Origin of the sequence: Mesorhizobium sp. M0910, assembly GCF_040319465.1 — a bacterium.
In the GTDB taxonomy this organism is placed as follows: Bacteria; Pseudomonadota; Alphaproteobacteria; order Rhizobiales; family Rhizobiaceae; genus Mesorhizobium.
Window position 1 is genome coordinate 15447 of record NZ_JAMYNZ010000007.1, and the last position, 21925, is coordinate 37371.

The following is a 21925-nucleotide window of genomic DNA, read 5'->3' on the forward strand; positions in this document are numbered from 1 at the left end:
ATCAGTGTTTGCCGTTGCCACTGGCTTCAGCTTTTTCCGGATGACCACCGATAGTAGTCCGCGTCAATTGCCAGTGGACCTCGGAAATCTCCGAGGCTTTGAACGCAAGCACGATCTGCCAGCTGCGGCGCGGGCCGCCGAGCCCGGCGAAATAGATCGATTCCTCGACCTCGGGTGCCACTTCGGTGGAGGTAAACACCCAGGTGTCGGCATGGTCGGCGGCCAGCACCAGACGGTCATGCTCATCCTGGAGCAGGTTTATGTCGGGATGGACATGGAAACGCACCGTGACGAAATCACGGCCATTGTTGCGGATAGAGGCGCCGCCCGGCCGCAGGAAGCGGTCCCTGCCGGCAAGCACATTGCCTTCGGTCGATAATTTCAGCTCGCGCTCATGCAGGAAGCCGAAGCGCGCCACATAGCCGTCATGGCGGGCGATGAAGCCCTGGCTGCCCTTCTGGTCGGTGCGCTTGCAAGGCACATGCTGCGGTCCGCCGATCAAAGGCGTGCCGAGCAGGTCGTTGACGCGCAGGGAGTGGTTGAAGCGCGCCGACGACGTGTCGTTGATGGTGGCGGTCGAATGGGCGGCGGTGGCGCGGGCAAGCGGCCGGAACTCGGCGGCGCCATAGGTGTCTATGCCGGCGTTGACGATATAGTGCTGGCGGCCCGACGACAATTCGAAGGCGAGGCACCCGGCGTGAGCGGCATTGGACACGTCGACGGGCGGCGGTGGTCCGGTATCGGCGATCACGGTGACACCCCCCATCGACAGGCGCTCATAACCCGAATGCGGCGCGTGCAGCAATGGTGCGCCGGCGGTGTCGTCGTGATGCAGGATGCTGGCGATACGGTCGTGGATGGTGGCGCCCATGCCGTTGAAGCGGGCAAGGCTGCCATCCTGATGGCGAAAGAAGCGCAGCGCCGGCAGCATCCGGTCGATGGCGCCGATCAGGGCGGCCGGCGGTGTCTCGGCCTGATTGGCGTATGTCTGGCGCAACGGCAGAAGGTCGGCGAGGATTTCAAGCACGACCATCGGATTGCGCGAGATATGGCCGCCGTCAGGCAGGATCTGGCGGTCGATCTCCTCTGCGAGACTGCGGGTGGCACCGCGCAGCGCCGAGGCCGGCGCCGGCAGCGACAAAGCGGCAAAGGCCAGCGCAATGCGCGCGCGCAGCCTGTCCTTGCCGTCCGGCATCTCGCGCGCCATGGCGCGCAGATAGCGGATCTGGACGGCAAGCGATTTCAGGAAGGCGCGGTAGAACGGAAATTCGGCGCCCTGCAACACGATCGAGGAATGCTGCAGCCAGGCAATGACGCGCTTGGCCGTCGTGCCGGGCTCCCAGGCGACGCCGGAAATATGGCTGCCATGGATTGCAATCCAGTCGGAAACCAACGCCCGCGCGTTGGCGGCGGCGAGCTCGGTACCCGCGGCACGCATGTGGCGCAGCCAGCGAAAGCCATGCAGCGTCTTTTGCCAGCCGGGATTGGGCACGTCGATCTGGAAGGGCGATTTGCCGCCGGTCTCGACCAGATGCCCCGAAAGCGGATAGCGGCCGTAATAGATCTCGAGCGCGATCTGAGGATCGGCGAAGCGCAGGTCCGGCGGGGCGATCAGGACGCGCTCCGGCGTGCGGCCTGAGTAGCGCCAGCGATAGAGTGGTCCGGCACGCAAGCGCCGGCGCGCCTTGCGCCAGAACTCCCTCGCGACAAGCGTCCACAGACGCGTCGTGTTACCGGCAGCGATTGCCAAAATCTCTCCTGATCGTCCTCACCCAGGCACAAGTTTATATGATTCAAGAACTTGTGCGAAGGCGAATTCCGCGGCAGCGTGGCCGTTCAGCCTGTTTTCCGTGCCTCCTTGCTCCAAAAGGCCGGACGCGCTTCGATATCTGCCCTTAGCCGGCTCTGCGCATGCGGGCGGCGAAGAAGCCGTCCAGCCCGGAACGGGCAGGGGAGCCAAGCTCCAGGTCGGCAGGCGTGGTGCGCAACGTGCCTTGCGGCGTCAGGAACGGGTCGATGCCGGCGATCTCACCCGGCCGAAGCGGGTCGTCGATGATTTCCGCATTGCCGGCGATAAAGCCGCGATAAAGCTCTTCGCCTTCGAGCGGATCGAGCGAACAGTTGGAAAAGACGATGCGTCCGCCAGGCTTGACCAGGGTGACGGCCCGGGCAAGCAGCCGGCGTTGCAGGTCGGCCAGTTTTTCGACGTCGGCCGCCGTCTTCGTCCAGGGAACGTCGGGATGCCGCCGTACCGTGCCTGTCGAAGAGCAAGGTGCGTCGAGGAGCACGCCGTTGAAGAGCTCCTTCGGCTCGTATTTGAGCAGATCGACGTGGGCGATCTCCGCGGACAGGCCGAGCCGTTCGAGATTCTGCGTCAGCCGCGCCAGCCGTGTTCTGGACATGTCGAGTGCGGTGACGTGGGCGCCGGCGAGGATCAGCTGGGCGGTCTTGCCGCCCGGCGCGGCACAGAGGTCGGCGATTCGCAAACCATTGATGTCGCCGAACAGCCGGGCCGGCAGGCTGGCCGCTGCATCCTGAACCCACCAGGCGCCTTCCCCAAAGCCGGGCAGTTCGGTCACGGAAGCGCTGAGCTTTTCCACGCGCACCGTGCCGGTCGGCAGGACGAAGCCGCCGAGCCGTTCGGCCCACAGCGCCGGGTCCGACTTGACGGTGAAATCGACCGGCGCCTCATGGCGATGGGCGAGCAGTATCTGCCTGGTCTTGTCGATGCCGTAGACGGTTTTCAAACGGTCGGAAAACCATTTTGGCGCCTCGTCGGTGGCCGCAACCGCCGCCGCGAGCTCATCCTGCTTGGCCCGCGCCAACGTACGCAGTACGCCGTTGACGAGGCCGGAAAAGCGCGCCGTGCGCGGATCGGACTTGGCGTGGGTCACGGCGAGGTCGACGGCGGCGCTGTCGGGAACATCGAGGAACAGGATCTGCGCCGCCGCCACATGCAAGATGTGCGAAAGCGCCGTGGCGTTGGGCGGCAGCGGCTTTTCCAGGCGGCGGGCCAACAGGCCTGATATGGTCATGCGGTAGCGCAGGGCGGTGACCAGAATGGCGCGCACCAAGGCGCGGTCGCGCAAGTCGAGCGCCTTGTATTGCGGATGGCCGTTCTCGTGGTCGGTCAGCCCGTCGAGTGGCGTTTTCGCGTCAACGACGGCGGCAAGCAGGCGCGCGGCTGCCTTGCGCGCGGCGAGACCGCGAGCTTCTGAAGCCTCACTGTGAGTTGGCCTCATTGTGTCGGCGATCGGTTGACTAGTTTAAATATGGCGCTGACAAAATCTTCTTTGCTTCCTAGGGGTGAGGTCACCTGAATGTAGTCTTTCTCAACCGTGTCAACATAGTCTGCGACTTGCTTTGGAGATGCACCATCCCCTACAAATCGAATGATGTGGTGGAGATAGGTGTCATATTCGTTTTCAGGAAGCGGACGAAATTCCAGTTCACTTGATGTTTCCATGTTCGCCATCGGTATGCCGATAGGGTTCCAGTGCCTTGCACAAAGATCGCGTATTTCCGCCAGCGAGATCCCGCCTTTTTTGTCTGTCGCGCTCGTCACGACCACGGACCTTTAGGCCCGGTCGGATTGCGTCCCCAGGGATTGGGTTTCGGCCTGGCCGGCTCGGCCGGCCTTTCGGGCCGGGCGGCCCTTTCCCACGGACCCGACGGCTGCTGCCCGATCCCGTCCGGCGCGGGGCTTGGCGTCGCGGCCGCTTCGGGTGCGCCGGCCATCTGTTGCGCCATCCGCTGCAGAGCGGCGATGCGGTTTTCGGTGCTCGGGTGGGTGGAGAACAAATTGTCCATGCGCTCGCCGGAAAGAGGATTGATGATGAAGAGATGGGCGGTTGCCGGATTGCGCTCGGCATCCGGGTTGCGGATGCGTTCGGCGCCACGGGCGATCTTGTCAAGCGCCGAGGCGAGCCACAGCGGGTGTCCACAGATTTCGGCACCGCGCCGGTCGGCCTCGTATTCGCGAGTGCGGCTCACCGCCATCTGCACGATCATGGCGGCCAAAGGCGCGACGATCATTGCCACCAGCACGCCGACGATGCCGAAGGAATTGTTGTTGTCGCGGTTACCGCCGAAGAAGAAGGCGAAATTGCCGAGCATCGAAATTGCGCCGGCGAAGGTGGCGACGATCGTCATGGTCAGCGTATCGCGGTGCTGCACATGGGCGAGCTCGTGCGCCATCACCGCCGCGACTTCTTCATGCGATAGCCGCTCGAGCAGGCCAGTGCTGGCGGCGACAGCGGCATTTTGCGGATTGCGGCCGGTGGCGAAGGCATTGGGCTGCGGATTGTCGATGAGATAGGTCCTCGGCATCGGCAGACCGGCGCGTGGGGCGAGGCCCTGCACGATGGCGTAATATTCAGGCGCGTTGCTTTCGTCGACCTCGATCGCTCGGTGCATCGCCAGCACCATCTTGTCGGCGTTCCAATAGCTGAACAGATTGGTGCCGGCAGCGATCAGCAAGGCGATCATCATGCCGCCGGATCCGCCGACCAGATAACCGACGCCCATGAACAGGGCCGTCATTGCGGCCAAAAGCATGGCGGTGCGAAGGGTGTTCATTGTCTGCTCCGTTCTGCCCAACAAAGGGGTCGATCCCTTGTGGACCCATCGCTATATGATGGGAAACAGCGGTTCTCGTTTCAATCGGGGGCCTTTTTCAATCTACCGGAAGATCGCATGATCGACGAATCCAACCAAACACAGGCTCACCACGCGCCGCAAAAGGCGCTGACGCCGGCAGCCCGGCGCGCTTTGGCGGAGGCCGAGGCCCGGCGGCAAAAATATCGCGAGACGGAAGCCACGCTGCCGAGGGAGATCGGCGGGCGCGGCGGCAAGGAGCCTGGACGCTACGGCGACTGGGAGGTCAAGGGCCTGACCAGCGACTTTTAGCCCACGCAGCGGCGCCAAACTACGCGGGCTGCGCCGTCCGCTCCGCTTCGATGGCGATCCAGCCGCTGGCATCGACGGCGATGCCGATCGCGTCATAGCCGCCGATAGCGGCATGCGGCGTCTGCAAGGGATGCCGGTGCGTGGCGCTGATCACCACGATTGCGGCACCCGCGGCTTCGGCTGCCGCTATGCCGGCCGGCGCGTCCTCGAAGACGAGGCAGTCGCGCACATCGACGCCGAGCCGTTCGGCCGCCAGCCGGAAGCAGTCGGGCGCCGGCTTGCCGCGGGCCACGTCCTCCGCCGCAACGATCACGGCGGGAGCCGGAATGCCGGCGGCCTGCAGGCGCAGCAGGGCGAGTTCCCGCGGCGCGGAGGTGGCGATCGCCCAACTCCCAGGCGGCAGCGATGCGAGGAACGCCGCGGCGCCGGCGATCGGGCGAATGCCCTCGACATCGGCTGCCTCGGCCTGCAAAAGCGCATCGGCTTCGCGGGCAGGATCGACGCCTGGCAGCGCCAGCCGGCCGATGGTCTCGATCGCCCGCACGCCGTGGATGGTCGGCAGGAATGCGGCGACGTCAAGACCTTGCCGATGCGCCCAAGCTGCCCAGACCCTTTCCGCCGCGGCAATCGAATTGAGAATCGTGCCGTCCATATCGAACAGGAAGGCCGCAAATTTTCTGCCTGCAAACATCGGTTTTCCCGGGTCATCCTGGAGGGATTATTTTCGAAGGACGCGTGTCGATCGACCGTAACGTTACCGCGTCCGTATGGGAAGCCGCGAGGCGTCGTTTTCGACGTTCGCAAGGAACCGCCGCGCACTCTCCTGCGTTGACCAGCACTATCTTCCATGACGATCGTAGGGGGACGGCGATGCTGATCAGGCTCGGCTATGAAATTGGCATTGAATGCGCTGCAGCCACGCCGATTGTTTCGCTGCTCGAGATCCACACGGATCGCCAGGTCGACATCAAGCGTCAGACCCGCGTGCTGACCTCGCCGTCGGTCCCGACCAGGGTCTACCACGATCTTTTCGGCAATAGCTGCCGCCGCTTCACGGCGCCGGCCGGAAGCTTTCGCATCCTCTATGACGCGGTGGTCGAGGACAGCGGTGAGACGGACGAAGTCAACACGCTGGCCAGGGAAGTTCCGGTCGCCGAATTGCCGGACGAGGTGCTCGGCTATCTGCTCGGCAGCCGTTACTGCGAGACCGACCATCTCGGCGACCTGGCCTGGCAACTGTTCGGCCAGCTTCCGCCGGGCTGGGCGCGGGTGCAGGCGATCGTCGACTATGTCCATAACCGCCTGTCCTTCGGCTACGGTTATGCGCGCTCGACCCGCACGGCGGCGCAGGCGCATGAGGAACGCGTCGGCGTCTGCCGCGACTTTGCCCATCTGGCGATCACGCTCTGCCGCTGCATGAATATCCCGGCCCGCTACGTGAACGGCTATCTCGGCGATATCGGCGTGCCCGCCGATCCGGCGCCGATGGACTTCTCGGCCTGGATGGAAGTGTTCCTCGACAGCAAGTGGTACACGTTCGATCCTCGCCACAACGTGCCGAGAATCGGCCGTGTCGTCATTGCGCGTGGCCGCGACGCCACCGACGTGCCGCTGTTGCACAGTTTCGGCCCGCACCGGCTCAGCCTGTTCAAGGTCTGGACGTACGAGCAGGAAGGCAACCTGTTCAAGCCGCCCTATCGCGGCCTCGACAGGACCGTCACCGCACGGGTGCTGGCCTAATCCTCCCGGAGACGTTCACAGCCCATGTTTCCACGTCCCGTCATCGCGGTCGTGCTGATCCGGTTCGAGACATCTCGTCTGTACCGGATCGGGACGCAGTCCGGCCGTTCCGAATTGCGAGCCGGATCGTGGTAAGCGCTTTGTGAACAAAGCCGCGCCGACGCGGCTTTCGTTTACCCGCTGTTTACCTTGTCGCTGCTCGAAACCGTTTGGAAACAATGCCCTGAGCGGGGGGCGCTCGCTTTCCCGCGCCCGGCGGCGCGATCCGGCCGGATTCCTGCAATGCGCGTTCGGACAGCTGCAGGCTGTAGCGAATGGAGGCGGAAGGAATGCGGCGTTTCGGGGGTCTTGTTCAGGCGATCGGCGGGTTTGCCGGGGATCGCAGCGGAAATTTCGCGGTGCTGTTTGGTATAATCGGCTCAGTACTGGCGCTGAGCGTCGGCTTTGCCGTCAACGTCTCCCAACTCTACAATGTGAAATCGAGCCTGCAAGGCGTCGTCGATGCTGCGGTCACCTCGACGGCCCGCGACCTGACGACCAGCGTCATCAGCGAGGCTGACGCCAGCAAATCGGTGCAGGCCTTTCTCGATGCCAACAGCACGGCGGGTATCCTGCAGGACAATCAGATCGTTCTCGACAAACTGACTGTCGACCGAATCGCCAAGACCGTTCAGGCGGACGTTCATGTCAATGTCAGCTATTATTTCCCGCTTTTCAGCACGGGTAGCATGCAGCGCGTTCCCGCATCGACGACGGCTCTCTATTCGGACAAGCAGATCGAAGTCGCGATGATGCTCGATGTTACCGGCTCGATGGCAGGCCAGAAAATCATCGATCTGCGGACGGCTGCGGCGAATGCTGTCGACAGCTTCCTGGGCGGTCAGGACCCGTCCAAACCGCGCGTGCGGGTTGCCATCGTGCCTTATGCCAATTCGGTGAATGCCGGTACACTTGCCACCAGCAGCGTCTATGTGGAAACCACCGCCAGCCAACGCAAACAGGCGCCGGCCAATGACGCCGTGCAGTATGTCTCGGGCTTCATCCGTCCCGATAATTGCGCCACAGAACGCAAGGGGACCTACCAGTATTCGGACGCAGGCCCCGACGCCAGCATGGTCAACCGCGACTACCTGCTGTCGTCCTTCGCCTGGCAAACCGGCACCGCCGCCTGCCCGGCCGCCACGCTGATGCCGCTGACGGCCGATGCGACGGCGCTCAAGACGGTCATCAAGAATTTCGTCGCCTCCGGCGGCACTGCCGGCCATATCGGCGTGCAGTGGACCTGGTACATGCTCTCGGAGAGCTGGGGGAGCATAATGAGGACTTCGCAGCGGCCGGCCAAGATGGATCCAAAAAAGGTCGCCAAAATCGCGATCCTGATGACCGACGGCGAATTCAACCTGTCCTACTTCGATGCGAGCACGGTGAGCGACGTTTACAATGACGCCGGCAAGGAGCCGACCCGCACGGCAGCCAAGAAACTTTGCGCTGCCATGCGCGACAAGGGCATCGAGATCTTCACTATTGGATTTGACCTAAACGAAACGAATGCCAAGGCGACGCTCCAGGATTGCGCGAGCCCGGACACCACCAAGATCAAGCACTTCTACCAAGCTGCCAATGGAACCGAACTCAACCAGGCTTTCCAGGACATAGCGCGCAACGTCGAGATGTTGAGCGTAACCAAATAAGGGACAACAGCCCAAAAAGGAAAAGGCCGCCGCTTCTTGCGAAGTCGGCGGCCTTCCGTGTTTCCGTCCATGGCGCGGCTCCTGGCTGCGACGGTTGGTCGCCAGCCGCGCATCTCGCGCCTTAACGGGAAGACTGCTTCCCGAAAGTGCGATCCGCTGAGGCCACGTTCTGGAAAACGAAATCACTCGACATCGGATCACCTCCTTTCGATTTGTTGAACACTTGCTCATGATGGGGTGTCATCCGGCAAATGGCAAGGCGGGGCACTCGAAAATCCTGAACAAGCGTGCTTGTGCACTCGGGCGGCTTGCGGCCGGCCGATCCGGCAGGCAAGATCGAGCCGCGATTGTTCCGGGCCGCTTTTTGCCGGGTAAGGGAGGATGGGGATGGAGGCAGCCGAAAGAGCGGCCCGGATTGTTCGGACGGTCATCGAAACGCTGAAACCGGGTTTCGCGGTGAGGCTGTGGACAGGCGAGCGGATCGGCCCGGCTACCGGCCCGGTGCTCACTATCAACGACCAGGACATCGTCTGGCAGATCGTACGTCGGCCCTCTTTATCGACGCTGATCGAGATGTGGATTGCCAAGGCGGTCGACGTCGAAGACGGATCGCTGTTTGATTTCTACGCCTTGCCCACGCACGGCAAGCTCAGGACGAAGCTCAAGACGTTGCCGAAGCTGGCGATCCTGCGCGACCTGCCGGCGGTGCTGTTTTCGCGAAAACAGATGACGGCGCGAACCGATCTTTCCGGCCGCAATCCTTTCGTCAGCGGTTCGAGCCGGGAGGCAATCCAGCATCACTACGATATTTCCAACGCATTCTACCGGCTCTTCCTCGACGAGCGCATGGTCTATAGCTGCGGCTATTTCAAGGATTTCGCCAACGATATCGATCAGGCCCAAAGAGACAAGCTCGACCATATCTGCCGCAAGCTTCGGCTGAAGCCCGGCGAAAAACTGCTCGACATCGGCTGCGGCTGGGGAGCGATGCTCATCCATGCGGTGAAGAATTATGGCGTCGTCGGCCACGGTGTTTCGCTGTCGGAGGCACAGACCGAGCTCGCCCGCGAACGCATCCGCGCCGCGGGGCTGGAGGACCGCATCACCATCGAGATCAAGTCCTATGCCGAGCTGTCCGGCTCCTTCGACAAGATCTCGTCGATCGGCATGTTCGAGCATCTGGGGCTTGCCAACCATGCGGCCTATTTCTCGAGGATCCATCGCCTGCTCAAGCCCGGCGGCATCTATCTGCACCACGCCATCACCCGGCGCGACAAGGGCAGCTTGAAGAAGACGCTGCGAAAGGGGCCGGAATTCAAGGCGCTGATCAAATACATTTTTCCGGGCGGCGAACTCGATACGATCGGCATGACGCTCGGCAATCTCGAGGCGCACGGCTTCCTCGTCTACGACGTCGAAAACTTGCGCGAGCACTATGCGCGCACCTGCAGGCTATGGGCAGAGCGTCTCCACGCACGTTTTGACGAAGCCATCGCTGAGGTCGGCGAAGCCAAGGCGCGGCTCTGGCTGCTTTATCTCACCGGCTGCTCGATTACTTTCGAACGTGCATCGGCGCAGGTTTTCCAGACCGTCGCCACAAGGCGCGCGCGTGGGCCGAGCGGCCTGCCGCCGACGCGGGCGGATTTGTACCGATAGCTACAGGAGGCGCATCGTGGCGCCGATCTCGACGCGGGCCGGTCGATCGACGGTGCAGTAGACGCCGAGATTATGGGCGTTGTGGCGGACCAGGCTGCGCAGGATTGCCGGGTCGTGGTCCAACCCGTCCTGGCCAATGATGGTGAAGCCGCAGCGGCGGCACGGCTCGGAGATGGTCAGGAGCAGGTCGCCGATTGCCAGCTTGCGCCCGATCCATTCCGTCTCGGGGAACGACCCCTCGACCTCCGGCATATCGACGACGATGTTGGGGCGGAAGCGGCGCGCGTCGGCGGTGCCCTCTGGATGCAGCACTTTCAAACGCGCCAGTGAGGCGGTGGTCAGCAGATGAATAGGGGCTTTGACATAGCGTTCCGTCAGCAGAGGGCCGGCGTAATCCGGAGCCGCATTTTCCCGGCGGAACGGCCGGATGGAAGCCGCAAAGCCGAGATACGCGGAAACCGCGCGATCACTTTGCGCGCCAGGTGCCGAAAGCCAGCGTCCGTCGGGGATGGCGACCTCCAGCCTGCCGGCCTGCGACAGCCGGGTGCGGATGCGGGGCACCTTGTGCCATTTCGCTTCGCGGTCGGGCCGTGCGATTTCATCGGTCGAGGTATCGACAAGACCAAACAGGCGGTCGCCTTCGACGGTATACCAGTCGACGGAGATCGCCTCCTGAAACTCGCCGGCGAGCGAGCTCGCGGGATAGCGCCAAAGCTCGGTGACGGCGCCCAATGCGGGTTGCATCAGCCCTTCTTGTTTTGCCGGTTGGCGATCAGGTCGTCGACGACTGCCGGATCGGCGAGCGTCGAGGTGTCGCCGAGCGCGGCAAAATCATCCTCGGCGATCTTGCGCAGGATGCGCCGCATGATCTTGCCGGAACGGGTCTTCGGCAGGCCGGGCGCGAACTGGATCTTGTCGGGCGAAGCGATGGCGCCGATCTCCTTGCGGACATGGACGACGAGCTCCTGGCGCAATTCCTCGCTTGGCGTCTCGCCGGCCATCAGCGTGACATAGCAGTAGATGCCCTGGCCCTTGATATCGTGCGGGTAGCCGACGACGGCGGCCTCCGAGACCTTCTCATGCGAAACCAGCGCCGATTCGACCTCGGCGGTGCCCATGCGGTGGCCGGAGACGTTGATGACGTCGTCGACCCGGCCGGTGATCCAGTAGTAGCCGTCAGCATCGCGGCGGCAGCCGTCGCCGGTGAAGTACCTGCCCTTGTAAGTCGAGAAATAGGTCTGCACGAAGCGGTCGTGATCGCCATAGACGGTGCGCATCTGGCCCGGCCATGAGTCGGCAATGCAAAGATTGCCGCTGGCTTCGCCTTCCAGTACCTTGCCGTCGGCGTCGACCAGCTGCGGCTTGACGCCAAAGAAGGGCCGCGTCGCCGAACCCGCCTTGAGGTGGGTGGCGCCCGGAACCGGCGTGATCATGATGCCGCCGGTCTCGGTCTGCCACCAGGTGTCGACGATCGGCACCTTGCCGTTGCCGACGACGTTGAAATACCACTCCCAGGCTTCCGGATTGATCGGCTCGCCGACGGTGCCCAGCACGCGCAGCGACTTGCGCGACGTTTTGGTGACATGGGCATCGCCGGCGCCCATCAGCGCACGCAACGCCGTCGGCGCCGTGTAGAAGATGTTGACCTTGTGCTTGTCGATCACGTCCCAGAAACGCGACTGCGACGGGTAGTTCGGCACGCCTTCGAACATCAGCGTGGTGGCGCCGTTGGCGAGCGGCCCGTAGACGATATAGCTGTGACCGGTGACCCAGCCGACATCTGCGGTGCACCAGTAGATGTCGCCGTCATGATAGTCGAATACATATTGGTGGGTCATCGAGACATAGACGAGATAGCCGGCGGTGGTGTGCAGCACGCCCTTCGGCTTGCCGGTCGAGCCGGATGTGTAGAGGATGAACAGCGGGTCCTCGGCATTCATCTTCTCGGGCTTGCATTCGGCCTTAACCGTGGCGACCTCGTCATGGTACCAGACGTCGCGCCCGGCGGCCCAGCCGGTCTTGCCGCCGGTGCGGCGCACGACCAAGACCTTTTCGACTTTCGTTCCGGCCTTGGCGGCGATCTCGATCGCCTTGTCGGTGTTGTCCTTCAGCGGGATAGTCTTGCCGCCGCGCAGGCCTTCGTCGGCGGTAATGACGAAGGTCGACTTGCAGTCGTCGATGCGTCCGGCCAGCGCGTCCGGCGAAAAGCCGCCGAAGACGACCGAATGAATGGCGCCGATGCGCGTGCAGGCGAGCATCGCATAAGCGGCCTCCGGGATCATCGGCATGTAGATGGTGACGCGGTCGCCCTTCTTGACGCCGTGCTTCTTCATCACATTGGCGAGGCGGCAGACATGTGCGTGAAGTTCGTTATAGGTGATCTTCCTGTCGTCGTAGGGGTTGTCGCCTTCCCAGATGATGGCGGTCTGTTCGCCGCGCTTCTTCAGATGCCGGTCGATGCAGTTCCAGGAAACGTTTGTCTGGCCATCCTCGAACCATTTGATCGAAACCTTGCCGTCGAAGGACGTGTTCTTGACCTTGCTGTAGGGCTTGAACCAGTCGATGCGCTTGCCGTGCGTGCCCCAGAACTTGTCCGGGTTCTTGACGCTGTCGGCGTACCATTTCAGGTAGGTGTCATTGTCAATCAGCGCGTTCTTCTTCCACGCCGGCTGGACGCGATGGACATGAACATCGGACATTTCTTCGCCTTCCTCCCCAAAACCAAACCGCCGGCTTGACCGCCGGCAGGATCGCAGCGATGCGGCCGCGAATTCGCGCGCATTATTAACAGTTCGGCGGTGACGGCAACATTAGACGTTGGATTCGCGCGGCGGGATGCCGCAGGTGCCTTGCCGGGTGGTGTCAGCACTCTCGTGAGGCGGCTGCTAAGCGCATGTTTTTGCGGGAGGAATCTGGTTTGATCGCAGAAATATCAATAGACGAATAAGCAAATGGGGTGCACAATTTCAGGCTGGGAGGAAGGAGAATCAACCAGGGGACCGCAATGCGCGACCATTCAGAAATGGACCTGATGCTCAAGGGCTATGGCTTGACCACGGCCAAGATTCTTTATCACTTTCCCGATCATCCGCATCTGCTGCAGAGCTTCATCTGGCAGGATTACGACATCGCCCCGAAATTTCCGGTGCTGATCCGCTTCATCGAATTCTGGAAGGCCGAGCTCGAAGGCCCGCTGCATTCGGTGAGCTACACGCACCAGAAGCTGATCGCGCCGAACGAATGGCGCAAGGTCGACGGCGAGTTCGTGCTGCATTAGCCGGGGCGGCAGCCCGGGAGCCGCCGCCAGCTTTTGGAGCGTCAGACTGCGGGCGCGTTCAGCCGGGCAAACCCCTCCTGCCGGCGATAGGGAAAATACGGGTAGGGTGCGGTGACCTCACTTGCCGTGTCGAGCTTCTTCATCTGCTCGGCTGTCAAGGACCAGCCGACGGCGCCGAGATTCTGGCGCAACTGCTCCTCGTTGCGCGCGCCAATGATGACGGAGGCGACGGTCGGCCGCTGCAGCAGCCAATTAATGGCGATCTGCGGTATGGTCTTGCCGGTTTCCTCGGCGACAACATCAAGCGCGTCGACGACCCGATAGAGATGCTCATCCTCGACGGGCGGTCCGAAGCTTGCCGTGTCGTGCAGCCGGCTTTTCTCAGGCAGCTTCTGGCCACGGCGGATCTTGCCGGTCAGGCGGCCCCAGCCGAGTGGGCTCCACACCAGCGCACCGACACCCTGGTCGAGGCCGAGCGGCATCAACTCCCATTCATAATCGCGTCCGACCAGCGAGTAGTAGACCTGATGGGCGACGTATCGGGGATAGCCATATCTATCCGCCAGGCCGAGCGACTTCATCACTTGCCAGCCGGAAAAATTGGAGACGCCGACATAACGCAGCTTGCCGGCGCGCACGAGACCGTCCAGCGTCGACAGCACCTCCTCGATCGGTGTTGCGGCATCAAAGGCGTGCAGTTGCAGCAGGTCGATGTAATCGGTTCCAATACGCTTCAGCGCGTCTTCGACGGCCTTGATCAGGCGTGAACGTGACGAGCCGGCATCGTTGGGACCGTCGCCCATCGGCAGCGAGGTCTTGGTCGAGATCAGCACGGCGTCGCGGCGGCCCCTGATGGCAGCGCCGAGCACTTGTTCGGAAGCGCCAATCGAATAGACATCGGCGGTGTCGAACAGGTTGACGCCGGCCTCTAGGCAGATGTCGACCAGCCGCCGTGCTTCCGTCGCATCGCTGTTGCCCCAGGCGCCGAACAGCGGGCCTGAGCCGCCGAAGGTTCCAGCGCCGAACGAGAGTGCCGGGACCTTCAGGCCTGATGCGCCAAGATTTCGATAATCCATGGGTTTGCTCCTTGTGGAAGGATGGCTGTTTCAAGGATTGGTTGAGGTTTGCCGTTCTATGACGGCGCGATTTCCGGTGTGGAGAGGGCAGGGTCTCGGTCGAGGCGCAGAGCAAACGCCGCCACGGCAAGCGCTGAAAGCGGCAACAGGGCCGCGACCCAGGTGACGGCGCCGAGGCCGGGACCGTGCGAGATGACCACGCCGCCGAGCCAGGCGCCGGCCGCGTTGCCGAGGTTGAAGGCGGCGATGTTGAAGGACGAGGCGAGGCTCTGGCCGGCGCCTTGTGCCTTTTCCAGCACCCACATCTGCAGTGGCGCCACGGTGGCGAAGGCGGCGGCGCCGAGCAGGCCGACATAGATAACGGCCATGACCTGGCTGTGCAGGGCGAACGTCATGGTGCCGAGCACCAGCGCCAGGACGACGAGACTGCCGAGAACGGAAGGTAGCAGCCGGCGGTCGGCGAACTTGCCGCCGGCGATGTTGCCGGCGATGAGGCCGCCGCCGAAGACCAGCAGGATAGGCGACACCGCTGCTTCCTCAAAACCGGTGATCTCGGTCAGCAACGGAGCGATGTAGGTAAAGACGGCAAAGACGCCGGCATAGCCAAGCACGGTGGTGGCAAAGCCAAGCAGGACGGGCGTGCGGCCGAGCACGGCGAGATCGGCACGCAAATTGCTCTTCTCAGGTTCTGTTCGGCTGCGCGGCACCACCAAGAGAATGATGGCGGAGGCGGCGATGCCGACCAGGGTCACCGCCCAGAACGTCGCGCGCCAGCCGAAGGCCTGGCCGAGCCAAGTGCCGAAAGGCACGCCGAGGATGTTGGCGATGGTCAGGCCGGTGAACATCAGGGCGATCGCCGAAGCTTTCTTGTTGGGCGCCACCAGCCCGGTCGCCACGACCGAGCCAACGCCGAAGAAGGTGCCGTGGGCGAAGGCGGTCAGCACGCGCGCACCCATCAGCGTCCAGTAGTCTGGGGCAAGCGCACAGGCGAGGTTGCCCAGCGTGAAGATCGCCATCAGCGACAGAAGCACGGTCTTGCGCGGCCAACGGCCGGTTGCGATCGTCAGCAGCGGCGCGCCGATGACAACGCCGAGCGCATAGCCGGAAATAAGCTGGCCGGCAGCTGAGATCGAGACGTCGAGATCGGTGCTGACGTCGAGCAGCAGGCCCATGATGACGAATTCGGTGACGCCGATGCCGAACGCACCGGCGGCAAGAGCGTAAAGAGCAAGGGGCATGGCGGTTCCCACTTCGATGACGACCAGTTTTGACGACGGGCGCCGTGTTCCTCCCACGCCCCAATTCGGAAGATCGTGTCGCGATGTGCTGTGAACCAGCCTTGCATCGGGCACATCGTCTGTGAAATAGATTCACCAATGACCAGACCCGACATCAACCGCTCCGGCGAGATCGAAGTGTTCGTCCGCGTGGTCGAGGCGGGCAGCTTTTCGGCCGCTGCCCGTGCGTTGCGGATGACCCCGTCGGCGGTGAGCAAGCTGATCGCGCGGCTGGAGGCACGGCTCGGCGCGCGGCTGGTCAGCCGTTCGACGCGCAGGCTGCAACTGACGCCGGAGGGGGCGGCCTTTTTCGACAGCGGCGTGCGTATCCTGGCCGACATGGCAGCTGCCGAGCGCGAGGCGGCGGCGGGTGCCGCGCCGCGTGGCCGGCTGCGGATCAACAGCTACGTGCCTTTCGGGCAGCATCGGCTGATCCCGCTTTTGCCGCGTTTTCTGGAGCGCTACCCCGAAATCTCGGTCGATCTGGTGTTGACCGACGATGTCATCGACCTGATGGAGGAGCGTGCTGACGTCGCCATCCGGGCCGGGCCGCTCGGCGAATCACGGCTGGTGGCGCGCAAGCTCGGACAGAGCCGGGTGGTCGTCGTTGCGGCGCCATCGTATCTCGAAGCGCGTGGCACGCCCGTGACGCCCGCCGATCTCGATCGTCACAACCGGATGGGCTTCCGTTTCGTACGCCACCTCGAGGGCTGGCCTTTTATCGATGCGGTCGGCAAGCCGATCAGCCTGTCGATCGCCGGAAATACGCTGGTCAGCGACGGCGAGGCGATGCGGCTGATGGCGCTGTCGGGGGCGGGCATCGCCCGGCTGGCAAGCTGGCATGTGGAGGCCGACATTGCCGCCGGCCGGCTCCTGCCGCTGCTGGAACAGTTCAACCCCGGCGACGAGGAGCTTACCCACGCCGTCTATGTCGGCCATGGCAAGCATCTGCCGGCGCGGGTGCGGGCCTTTTTGGACTTTTTGGTCGAGACTGTCCGGCTGAACTGAGCCCAAAACGATCGGGAGCCTGCCGGCTCCCGAAGCAACGAAGGTAAGAAGGTAAGATTGAGTTACTATTTCGGCGCAAAGGGCGCCGGCCGCCGGCCGGCCGCCTGACGCTCCAGCATCCAGCCCGGATATTCGGCGGGCAGGGCACTGGCTTCGTCGAGGCGAACAAGATCATCGGCATCGAGCTGCAACTCGGTGGCTGCAAGGTTCTGTTCCAGCTGCTCCGTGCGGCTGGCGCCGATGATGACGCTCATCACGAATGGCTTGGCCAGAACATAGCCGAGCGCCACCGTAGCGACGCTGACGCCGTGCTTGGCGGCGATCTCGCGCATGACGGCGACTGCTGCCCAGGCACGGTCCTCATTGACCGGCGGGAAATTGAAGCTGGCGCGGCGGCCCTCGCCATTGCCGGGGGCGCCCGGTCCGTATTTGCCGGAGAGCAGGCCGCCAGCCATCGGCGACCAGACCATCAGCCCGAGCTTCTCCTCGTTGAGCAGCGGCACGATCTCGCGCTCGAGATCGCGGCCGGCGATCGAATAATACGACTGCACGGTCTCGAAGCGGGCAAAGCCTTTGCGCTCGGCAATACCCAGCGCCTTGGCTATGCGCCAGGCCTGCCAGTTCGAGACGCCGACATAGCGGACCTTGCCGGCGGCAACCAGGTCGTCGAGCGCCCGCAGCGTTTCGTCGATCGGCGTCACCGTGTCGGTGCCGTGCAGCTGGTAGAGATCGATATGATCCAGCTGCAGCCGTTCGAGGCTGCCTTCGACCGAATCCATGATGTGGCCGCGCGAGGAACCACGCTGGTTCGGGCCTCCACCCATGGCGCCATGAACCTTGGTGGCGATGATCACGTCCTGCCGGTTGACGCCAAGGTTCCTGAGCGACTGGCCGAGAAGCCGTTCCGAGGCGCCAAAGGAATAGACATCCGCCGTGTCGAAGAAATTGACGCCGGCGGCGAGCGAGCGGGCAACGATCTGGTCAACGCCCTTCTGGTCGAGGCTGGCGATCAGGCCCCATTGGGCGTTCTCGCCGGCCGCGCCGAACGTCATCGTGCCGAGGCAAAGTTCGGAGACGAACATCCCCGTATTTCCAAGTTGATTGTAACGCATGGTGGCTCCAGACGGGTTGAGAATAACTCGACCCATATAGGAACGAAACGTTCCGTTTCTATATGCTGGCTTAGTCAATGTTAGCCTGTGGCCTAAGGCCGGCTGCGCCTCATCTGGCGCCGAAAATCGCCGATCCAACCCTGACACTAGTCGCGCCGAAGGCGATCGCGGTTTCGTAGTCGCCGGACATGCCCATGGAGAACTTGTCGACGCCGGCCTCAAGCCCAAGCTTTTCCAGCAGCGCGAAATGCGGACCGGGGTTCTCGCCGGCCGGCGGAATGCACATCAGCCCTTCGATGGCGAGGCCGTGAACCGAGCGGCAGCGGGCCACGAAGGCGACAGCCTCGCGCGGCTCGATGCCGGCCTTTTGCGGCTCGGAGCCGGTGTTGACCTGGACATACAGCCTTGGTGACCGGCCTTGCCTGGCGATCTCCTTGGCGAGTTCGGCGGCGATCTTTTCACGGTCGACGGTTTCGATGACGTCGAACAATGCCACCGCTTCCTTCGCCTTGTTCGATTGCAGCGGACCGATCAGATGCAGCTCGACGTCGGGAAACGCCGTCCGCAGTGCCGGCCATTTGGCTTGTGCTTCCTGGACCCGGTTTTCGCCGAAGACGCGCTGGCCGGCCTCGATAACGGGGCGGATATCGGCGGCGTCGAAGGTTTTCGAGACCGCGACCAGCGCCACCGCTCCGGCGTCGCGTCCTGCCTCGCGCTCGGCGGCAGCGATCCTTGCCTTGACCGTGAAAAGCTGTTCGACGGCGCTCGCCATGCCTATATCCTGCCTGTGTTTGGCTTTTCGCCGGATCGCCGCAGTTGACGGGTCCGGCAATCCATGGTGAACACCGCGACGACATTTCCTGAGCCGCCCGGGCATTGTCCGGCGGTTCGCGCATGCTTTTAAGTGAAAAACACCCGATGGCAACCGAACGATACAATCCGCGCGCGTCAGAGCCCAAATGGCAGAAGGCCTGGGACGCAAAGAAGCTGTTCGAAGCCGACAATGACGACCCGCGCCCGAAATATTACGTGCTGGAGATGTTCCCCTATCCGTCGGGGCGCATCCATATCGGCCATACCCGCAACTATACGATGGGCGACGTGGTGGCGCGCTACAAGCGGGCCAAGGGTTTCAACGTGCTGCACCCGATGGGCTGGGACGCCTTTGGCATGCCAGCCGAAAACGCGGCGATGCAGAACAAGGTCCATCCCAAGGACTGGACCTATCAGAACATCGCCGCTATGCGCGAGCAACTCAAGGTCATGGGCCTGTCGCTCGATTGGGCGCGCGAGTTCGCCACCTGCGATGTCGATTACTATCACCGCCAGCAGATGCTGTTCCTCGATTTCGTCGAGAAGGGGCTGGTGACGCGCAAATCCTCCAAGGTCAACTGGGATCCGGAGGACATGACGGTGCTTGCCAACGAGCAGGTCATCGACGGACGCGGCTGGCGCTCGGGCGCGCTGGTGGAACAGCGCGAGCTGACGCAGTGGTTCTTCAAGATCACCGACTACGCGCAGGACCTGCTGGATTCGCTCGATCAACTCGACGACTGGCCGGAAAAAGTGAAGCTGATGCAGGCGAACTGGATCGGCCGTTCGGAAGGTCTGCTGATCCGCTGGCCGCTGGCCAAGCCAGCAGCCGGCGAGCATGAGCTCGAAATCTATACGACAAGGCCTGACACCATCTTCGGCGCCTCCTTTATGGCGATTGCCGCCGACCATCCGCTGGCCAAAAAGGCCGCCGAAGACAATCCGGCGCTGGCAAAGTTCATCGACGAGGTCCGCCATATGGGCACCTCGGTGGCGGCTCTGGAGACGGCCGAGAAGAAGGGCTTCGATACCGGCATTCGCGTCGTCCATCCGTTCGACGAGAAGTGGACGCTGCCCGTCTACGTCGCCAATTTCGTGCTGATGGACTACGGCACCGGCGCCATCTTCGGCTGTCCGTCCGGTGACCAGCGCGACCTCGACTTCGCCAACAGATACGGCCTGCCGGTCATTCCGGTGGTGATGCCGGAGGGCGAGAATCAAGGGAGCTTCCAGGTCATCGATGAGGCCTATGTCGGCGACGGCGTGATGATCAATTCGCGCTTCCTCGACGGCATGAAGCCGGATCAGGCGTTCGACGAGGTGGCGAAGCTGCTGGAACAAAAGACCATCGGCAACCGGCCGATGGCCGAGCGCAAGGTGAACTTCCGCCTGCGCGACTGGGGCATTTCGCGCCAGCGCTATTGGGGCTGCCCGATCCCGATGATCCATTGCGAGGATTGCGGCGTGGTGCCGGTGCCGAAAGCCGACCTGCCGGTCAAGCTGCCGGACGACATCGAGTTCGACCGGCCGGGCAATCCGCTCGATCGCCATCCGACATGGCGGCGCGTCAAATGCCCGCGTTGCGGCAAGGATGCGCGGCGAGAAACCGACACGATGGACACATTTGTCGATTCTTCGTGGTATTTCGCTCGCTTCACCGCGCCGTGGGCAAATGATCCGACCGATCCCGAGGCCGCGACTGAATGGCTGCCGGTTGACCAGTATATTGGCGGTATTGAGCATGCGATCCTGCATTTGCTCTATTCGCGCTTTTTCACCCGCGCCATGCGCGAGACCGGCCATGTCGATCTCGCCGAGCCGTTCAGGGGCCTGTTCACGCAAGGCATGGTGGTGCACGAGACCTATCGGGTTGGCGGCGCCTCGAACGGCCGCTGGCTTGCGCCAAGCGAGGTCAGGCTGGAAGACGCCGACGGAAAGCGCCGCGCCTTCGAAATCGCCACCGGCGAAGAGGCGGTGATCGGTCCGCTCGAAAAAATGTCGAAGTCGAAGAAGAATACGGTGAGCCCGGAAGAGATCACCGACGGCTACGGCGCCGATACGGCGCGCTGGTTCATGCTGTCGGACTCGCCGCCCGAGCGCGATGTCGAATGGACCGACGAGGGTGCGGCCGGCGCCCATCGCTTCATCCAGCGCATCTGGCGGCTGGTGTCGACGGCTGCCGAATCGCTCGCCGGAGTCCGGCCAGAGGCGGCGAAGGACGGCGAGGCCGGGACAGTGTCCAAGGCCGCGCACAAGATCTTGAAGTCGGTCGGCGAGGACATCGAAAAGCTCGCCTTCAACCGCGCCATCGCCCGCATCTATGAGCTCGCCAATGCCTTGACCGTACCGCTGAACGAGGCGGCAGAGGGCAAAGCCGGTCCGGCGCTGCAAGCGGCCTGCCGTGAGGCCGTCGAGATCCTGGTGCACCTGATCGCGCCGGTCATGCCGCATCTGGCAGAGGAGTGCTGGCAGACGCTCGGCGGCACCGACCTTGTCGCCGAACGGCCCTGGCCGGACTACGATCCCTCGCTTGTCGTCGACGCCGAGATCGTGCTGCCGGTCCAGGTCAACGGCAAGAAACGCGGCGATTTGACAATTGCCCGCGACGCGGATCAAGGTGCGGTCGAAAAGGCGGTTCTGGCTCTCGACTTCGTTCAGAAAGCGCTCGAAGGTAAGGCGCCGCGCAAGGTGATCATCGTGCCGCAAAGGATCGTCAATGTCGTTGCCTAAGCCGCGAAGGACAGAGCTGACGGTGCGCCGTATCGTGCTTTGCGGGCTGCTCGCCTCGGTGGCGCTGGTTTCCGCCTGCACGGTGCGGCCGCTCTATTCGAGCGCGCCGCTGGTCGCCGGCTCGCAGGTTGGCGCTGCTGCCGAGCTGGCATCGATCTCGGTCAAGCCGGTCAAGACCCGCTACGCCCAGCAGGTCCGCAACAATTTGATCTTCGCGCTCGGCCAGGGCGCCGGCGAGCCAGCTTCGCCGGTCTATTCGCTTGATCTGGGCGTCTCCGAACTCGTCGAATCGGCGGCAATCGAGCAGGTCACGACCGACGAGGACGAGCCGACCGCCGGCACCGTGACGCTGACCGCCAACTATGTGCTCAGCGATGCCAAGACGGGCACGGTCATAGCGAGGGGCAAGCGCTCGATTCCGTCGTCATACGACAGGCCCCGCCAGGAATTCGCGTCATACCGAGCCCAGATCGACGCCGAGAACCGTGCGGCGCGCGAACTGGCGGATGTGCTGCGGCTGTCGATCGCCCAGGATCTGATCAAGCACGGCAAGCCGGCGGCAAGCTAGGTGTTTCCAGAGTGCGCAATCTGCAAAAAAGGCCGATTGCTCGGCCTTTTTTGTTCGCAGGATAGTCGC

General features: G+C 63.3%; 19 protein-coding genes. 8 read left to right on the plus strand and 11 right to left on the minus strand.

Annotated features, from left to right (window positions below):
* Position 1: 1 nt before the first annotated feature.
* The 4 genes from NKH78_RS18260 to htpX all read right to left on the minus strand — a co-directional run bounded on the left by NKH78_RS18260 (position 2) and on the right by htpX (position 4578).
* Positions 2-1750: a heparinase II/III family protein gene (locus NKH78_RS18260; RefSeq protein ID WP_352740047.1), complete on the minus strand. Its 1749-nt coding sequence runs from the start codon at positions 1748-1750 to the stop codon at positions 2-4.
* A gap of 145 nt (positions 1751-1895) precedes the next feature.
* Positions 1896-3242, minus strand: a complete 1347-nt coding sequence (locus tag NKH78_RS18265) for an RsmB/NOP family class I SAM-dependent RNA methyltransferase (RefSeq protein WP_352740045.1) — start codon at positions 3240-3242, stop codon at positions 1896-1898.
* Positions 3239-3565, minus strand: coding sequence for a hypothetical protein (locus NKH78_RS18270; protein ID WP_352740043.1), 327 nt, complete (start codon positions 3563-3565; stop codon positions 3239-3241). Before NKH78_RS18270 ends, NKH78_RS18265 begins: the two co-directional genes overlap by 4 nt.
* Positions 3562-4578, minus strand: a complete 1017-nt coding sequence (gene htpX, locus NKH78_RS18275; protein ID WP_352883428.1) for a zinc metalloprotease HtpX — start codon at positions 4576-4578, stop codon at positions 3562-3564. The genes NKH78_RS18270 and htpX overlap by 4 nt, the downstream gene beginning before the upstream one ends.
* 117 nt (positions 4579-4695) lie before the next feature.
* On the opposite strand from htpX, the gene NKH78_RS18280 reads away from it, so the two are divergent.
* On the plus strand, positions 4696-4908 hold the full coding sequence (locus NKH78_RS18280) for a DUF1674 domain-containing protein (RefSeq protein ID WP_352648896.1): 213 nt from the start codon (positions 4696-4698) through the stop codon (positions 4906-4908).
* Positions 4909-4927: 19 nt separating this feature from the next.
* Here the strand turns inward: NKH78_RS18280 and NKH78_RS18285 are convergent, their stop codons facing one another.
* Positions 4928-5599 carry an HAD-IA family hydrolase gene (locus NKH78_RS18285; protein WP_352648897.1) on the minus strand — a complete coding sequence of 224 codons (672 nt, stop codon included), beginning with the start codon at positions 5597-5599 and terminating at the stop codon, positions 4928-4930.
* Between the two features lie 179 nt (positions 5600-5778).
* Between NKH78_RS18285 and NKH78_RS18290 the strand changes: the two genes are divergently transcribed.
* The 3 genes from NKH78_RS18290 to NKH78_RS18300 all read left to right on the plus strand — a co-directional run bounded on the left by NKH78_RS18290 (position 5779) and on the right by NKH78_RS18300 (position 9995).
* Positions 5779-6648 carry a transglutaminase-like domain-containing protein gene (locus tag NKH78_RS18290; RefSeq protein ID WP_352740041.1) on the plus strand — a complete coding sequence of 290 codons (870 nt, stop codon included), beginning with the start codon at positions 5779-5781 and terminating at the stop codon, positions 6646-6648.
* 329 nt (positions 6649-6977) lie between these two features.
* Positions 6978-8339: a pilus assembly protein TadG-related protein gene (locus NKH78_RS18295; RefSeq protein ID WP_352479566.1), complete on the plus strand. Its 1362-nt coding sequence runs from the start codon at positions 6978-6980 to the stop codon at positions 8337-8339.
* 387 nt (positions 8340-8726) lie between these two features.
* A complete protein-coding gene (locus NKH78_RS18300) occupies positions 8727-9995 on the plus strand; it encodes a class I SAM-dependent methyltransferase (protein ID WP_352504874.1) in 1269 nt (422 codons plus the stop codon).
* On the opposite strand, the gene NKH78_RS18305 is transcribed toward NKH78_RS18300, so the two are convergent.
* A complete protein-coding gene (locus NKH78_RS18305; RefSeq protein ID WP_352504875.1) occupies positions 9996-10739 on the minus strand; it encodes an MOSC domain-containing protein in 744 nt (247 codons plus the stop codon).
* Positions 10739-12694 (minus strand): acetate--CoA ligase, encoded by a 1956-nt coding sequence (acs, locus tag NKH78_RS18310; RefSeq protein WP_352504876.1) that lies wholly within the window; start codon positions 12692-12694, stop codon positions 10739-10741. The genes NKH78_RS18305 and acs overlap by 1 nt, the downstream gene beginning before the upstream one ends.
* Before the next feature lie 305 nt (positions 12695-12999).
* Here acs and NKH78_RS18315 point away from each other — a divergent pair, with 305 nt between their 5' ends.
* Complete coding sequence (locus tag NKH78_RS18315; RefSeq protein ID WP_254820441.1) at positions 13000-13272, plus strand: usg protein; 273 nt, start codon at positions 13000-13002, stop codon at positions 13270-13272.
* Positions 13273-13313: 41 nt separating this feature from the next.
* Here the strand turns inward: NKH78_RS18315 and NKH78_RS18320 are convergent, their stop codons facing one another.
* Both NKH78_RS18320 and NKH78_RS18325 read right to left on the minus strand, forming a co-directional pair.
* On the minus strand, positions 13314-14348 hold the full coding sequence (locus NKH78_RS18320; protein WP_352504877.1) for an aldo/keto reductase: 1035 nt from the start codon (positions 14346-14348) through the stop codon (positions 13314-13316).
* Positions 14349-14404: 56 nt separating this feature from the next.
* Positions 14405-15586, minus strand: a complete 1182-nt coding sequence (locus NKH78_RS18325; protein WP_352740039.1) for an MFS transporter — start codon at positions 15584-15586, stop codon at positions 14405-14407.
* A 138-nt stretch (positions 15587-15724) separates the two neighbouring features.
* Here NKH78_RS18325 and NKH78_RS18330 point away from each other — a divergent pair, with 138 nt between their 5' ends.
* The gene (locus NKH78_RS18330) at positions 15725-16633 is read left to right on the plus strand and encodes a LysR family transcriptional regulator (protein ID WP_352883433.1); all 909 of its coding nucleotides are present in this window, start codon (positions 15725-15727) and stop codon (positions 16631-16633) included.
* A gap of 65 nt (positions 16634-16698) precedes the next feature.
* On the opposite strand, the gene NKH78_RS18335 is transcribed toward NKH78_RS18330, so the two are convergent.
* Complete coding sequence (locus tag NKH78_RS18335) at positions 16699-17745, minus strand: aldo/keto reductase (RefSeq protein ID WP_352504880.1); 1047 nt, start codon at positions 17743-17745, stop codon at positions 16699-16701.
* 109 nt (positions 17746-17854) lie between these two features.
* The gene (locus NKH78_RS18340) at positions 17855-18517 is read right to left on the minus strand and encodes a YggS family pyridoxal phosphate-dependent enzyme (protein WP_352504881.1); all 663 of its coding nucleotides are present in this window, start codon (positions 18515-18517) and stop codon (positions 17855-17857) included.
* 146 nt (positions 18518-18663) lie between these two features.
* Here NKH78_RS18340 and leuS point away from each other — a divergent pair, with 146 nt between their 5' ends.
* Both leuS and NKH78_RS18350 read left to right on the plus strand, forming a co-directional pair.
* The gene (leuS, locus tag NKH78_RS18345) at positions 18664-21288 is read left to right on the plus strand and encodes a leucine--tRNA ligase (protein WP_352740037.1); all 2625 of its coding nucleotides are present in this window, start codon (positions 18664-18666) and stop codon (positions 21286-21288) included.
* A complete protein-coding gene (locus NKH78_RS18350) occupies positions 21275-21856 on the plus strand; it encodes an LPS assembly lipoprotein LptE (protein ID WP_352740035.1) in 582 nt (193 codons plus the stop codon). Before leuS ends, NKH78_RS18350 begins: the two co-directional genes overlap by 14 nt.
* Positions 21857-21925: the final 69 nt, after the last annotated feature.

Coding starts and splice junctions, on each gene's coding strand:
- NKH78_RS18265 (WP_352740045.1), bottom strand. CDS start 3,242: ATGAGGCCAACTCACAGTGAGGCTTCAGAAGCTCGCGGTCTCGCCGCG.
- htpX (WP_352883428.1), bottom strand. CDS start 4,578: ATGAACACCCTTCGCACCGCCATGCTTTTGGCCGCAATGACGGCCCTG.
- NKH78_RS18280 (WP_352648896.1), top strand. CDS start 4,696: ATGATCGACGAATCCAACCAAACACAGGCTCACCACGCGCCGCAAAAG.
- NKH78_RS18285 (WP_352648897.1), bottom strand. CDS start 5,599: ATGTTTGCAGGCAGAAAATTTGCGGCCTTCCTGTTCGATATGGACGGC.
- NKH78_RS18290 (WP_352740041.1), top strand. CDS start 5,779: ATGCTGATCAGGCTCGGCTATGAAATTGGCATTGAATGCGCTGCAGCC.
- NKH78_RS18295 (WP_352479566.1), top strand. CDS start 6,978: ATGCGGCGTTTCGGGGGTCTTGTTCAGGCGATCGGCGGGTTTGCCGGG.
- NKH78_RS18300 (WP_352504874.1), top strand. CDS start 8,727: ATGGAGGCAGCCGAAAGAGCGGCCCGGATTGTTCGGACGGTCATCGAA.
- NKH78_RS18305 (WP_352504875.1), bottom strand. CDS start 10,739: ATGCAACCCGCATTGGGCGCCGTCACCGAGCTTTGGCGCTATCCCGCG.
- acs (WP_352504876.1), bottom strand. CDS start 12,694: ATGTCCGATGTTCATGTCCATCGCGTCCAGCCGGCGTGGAAGAAGAAC.
- NKH78_RS18315 (WP_254820441.1), top strand. CDS start 13,000: ATGCGCGACCATTCAGAAATGGACCTGATGCTCAAGGGCTATGGCTTG.
- NKH78_RS18320 (WP_352504877.1), bottom strand. CDS start 14,348: ATGGATTATCGAAATCTTGGCGCATCAGGCCTGAAGGTCCCGGCACTC.
- NKH78_RS18325 (WP_352740039.1), bottom strand. CDS start 15,586: ATGCCCCTTGCTCTTTACGCTCTTGCCGCCGGTGCGTTCGGCATCGGC.
- NKH78_RS18330 (WP_352883433.1), top strand. CDS start 15,725: ATGACCAGACCCGACATCAACCGCTCCGGCGAGATCGAAGTGTTCGTC.
- NKH78_RS18335 (WP_352504880.1), bottom strand. CDS start 17,745: ATGCGTTACAATCAACTTGGAAATACGGGGATGTTCGTCTCCGAACTT.
- NKH78_RS18340 (WP_352504881.1), bottom strand. CDS start 18,517: ATGGCGAGCGCCGTCGAACAGCTTTTCACGGTCAAGGCAAGGATCGCT.
- leuS (WP_352740037.1), top strand. CDS start 18,664: ATGGCAACCGAACGATACAATCCGCGCGCGTCAGAGCCCAAATGGCAG.
- NKH78_RS18350 (WP_352740035.1), top strand. CDS start 21,275: ATGTCGTTGCCTAAGCCGCGAAGGACAGAGCTGACGGTGCGCCGTATC.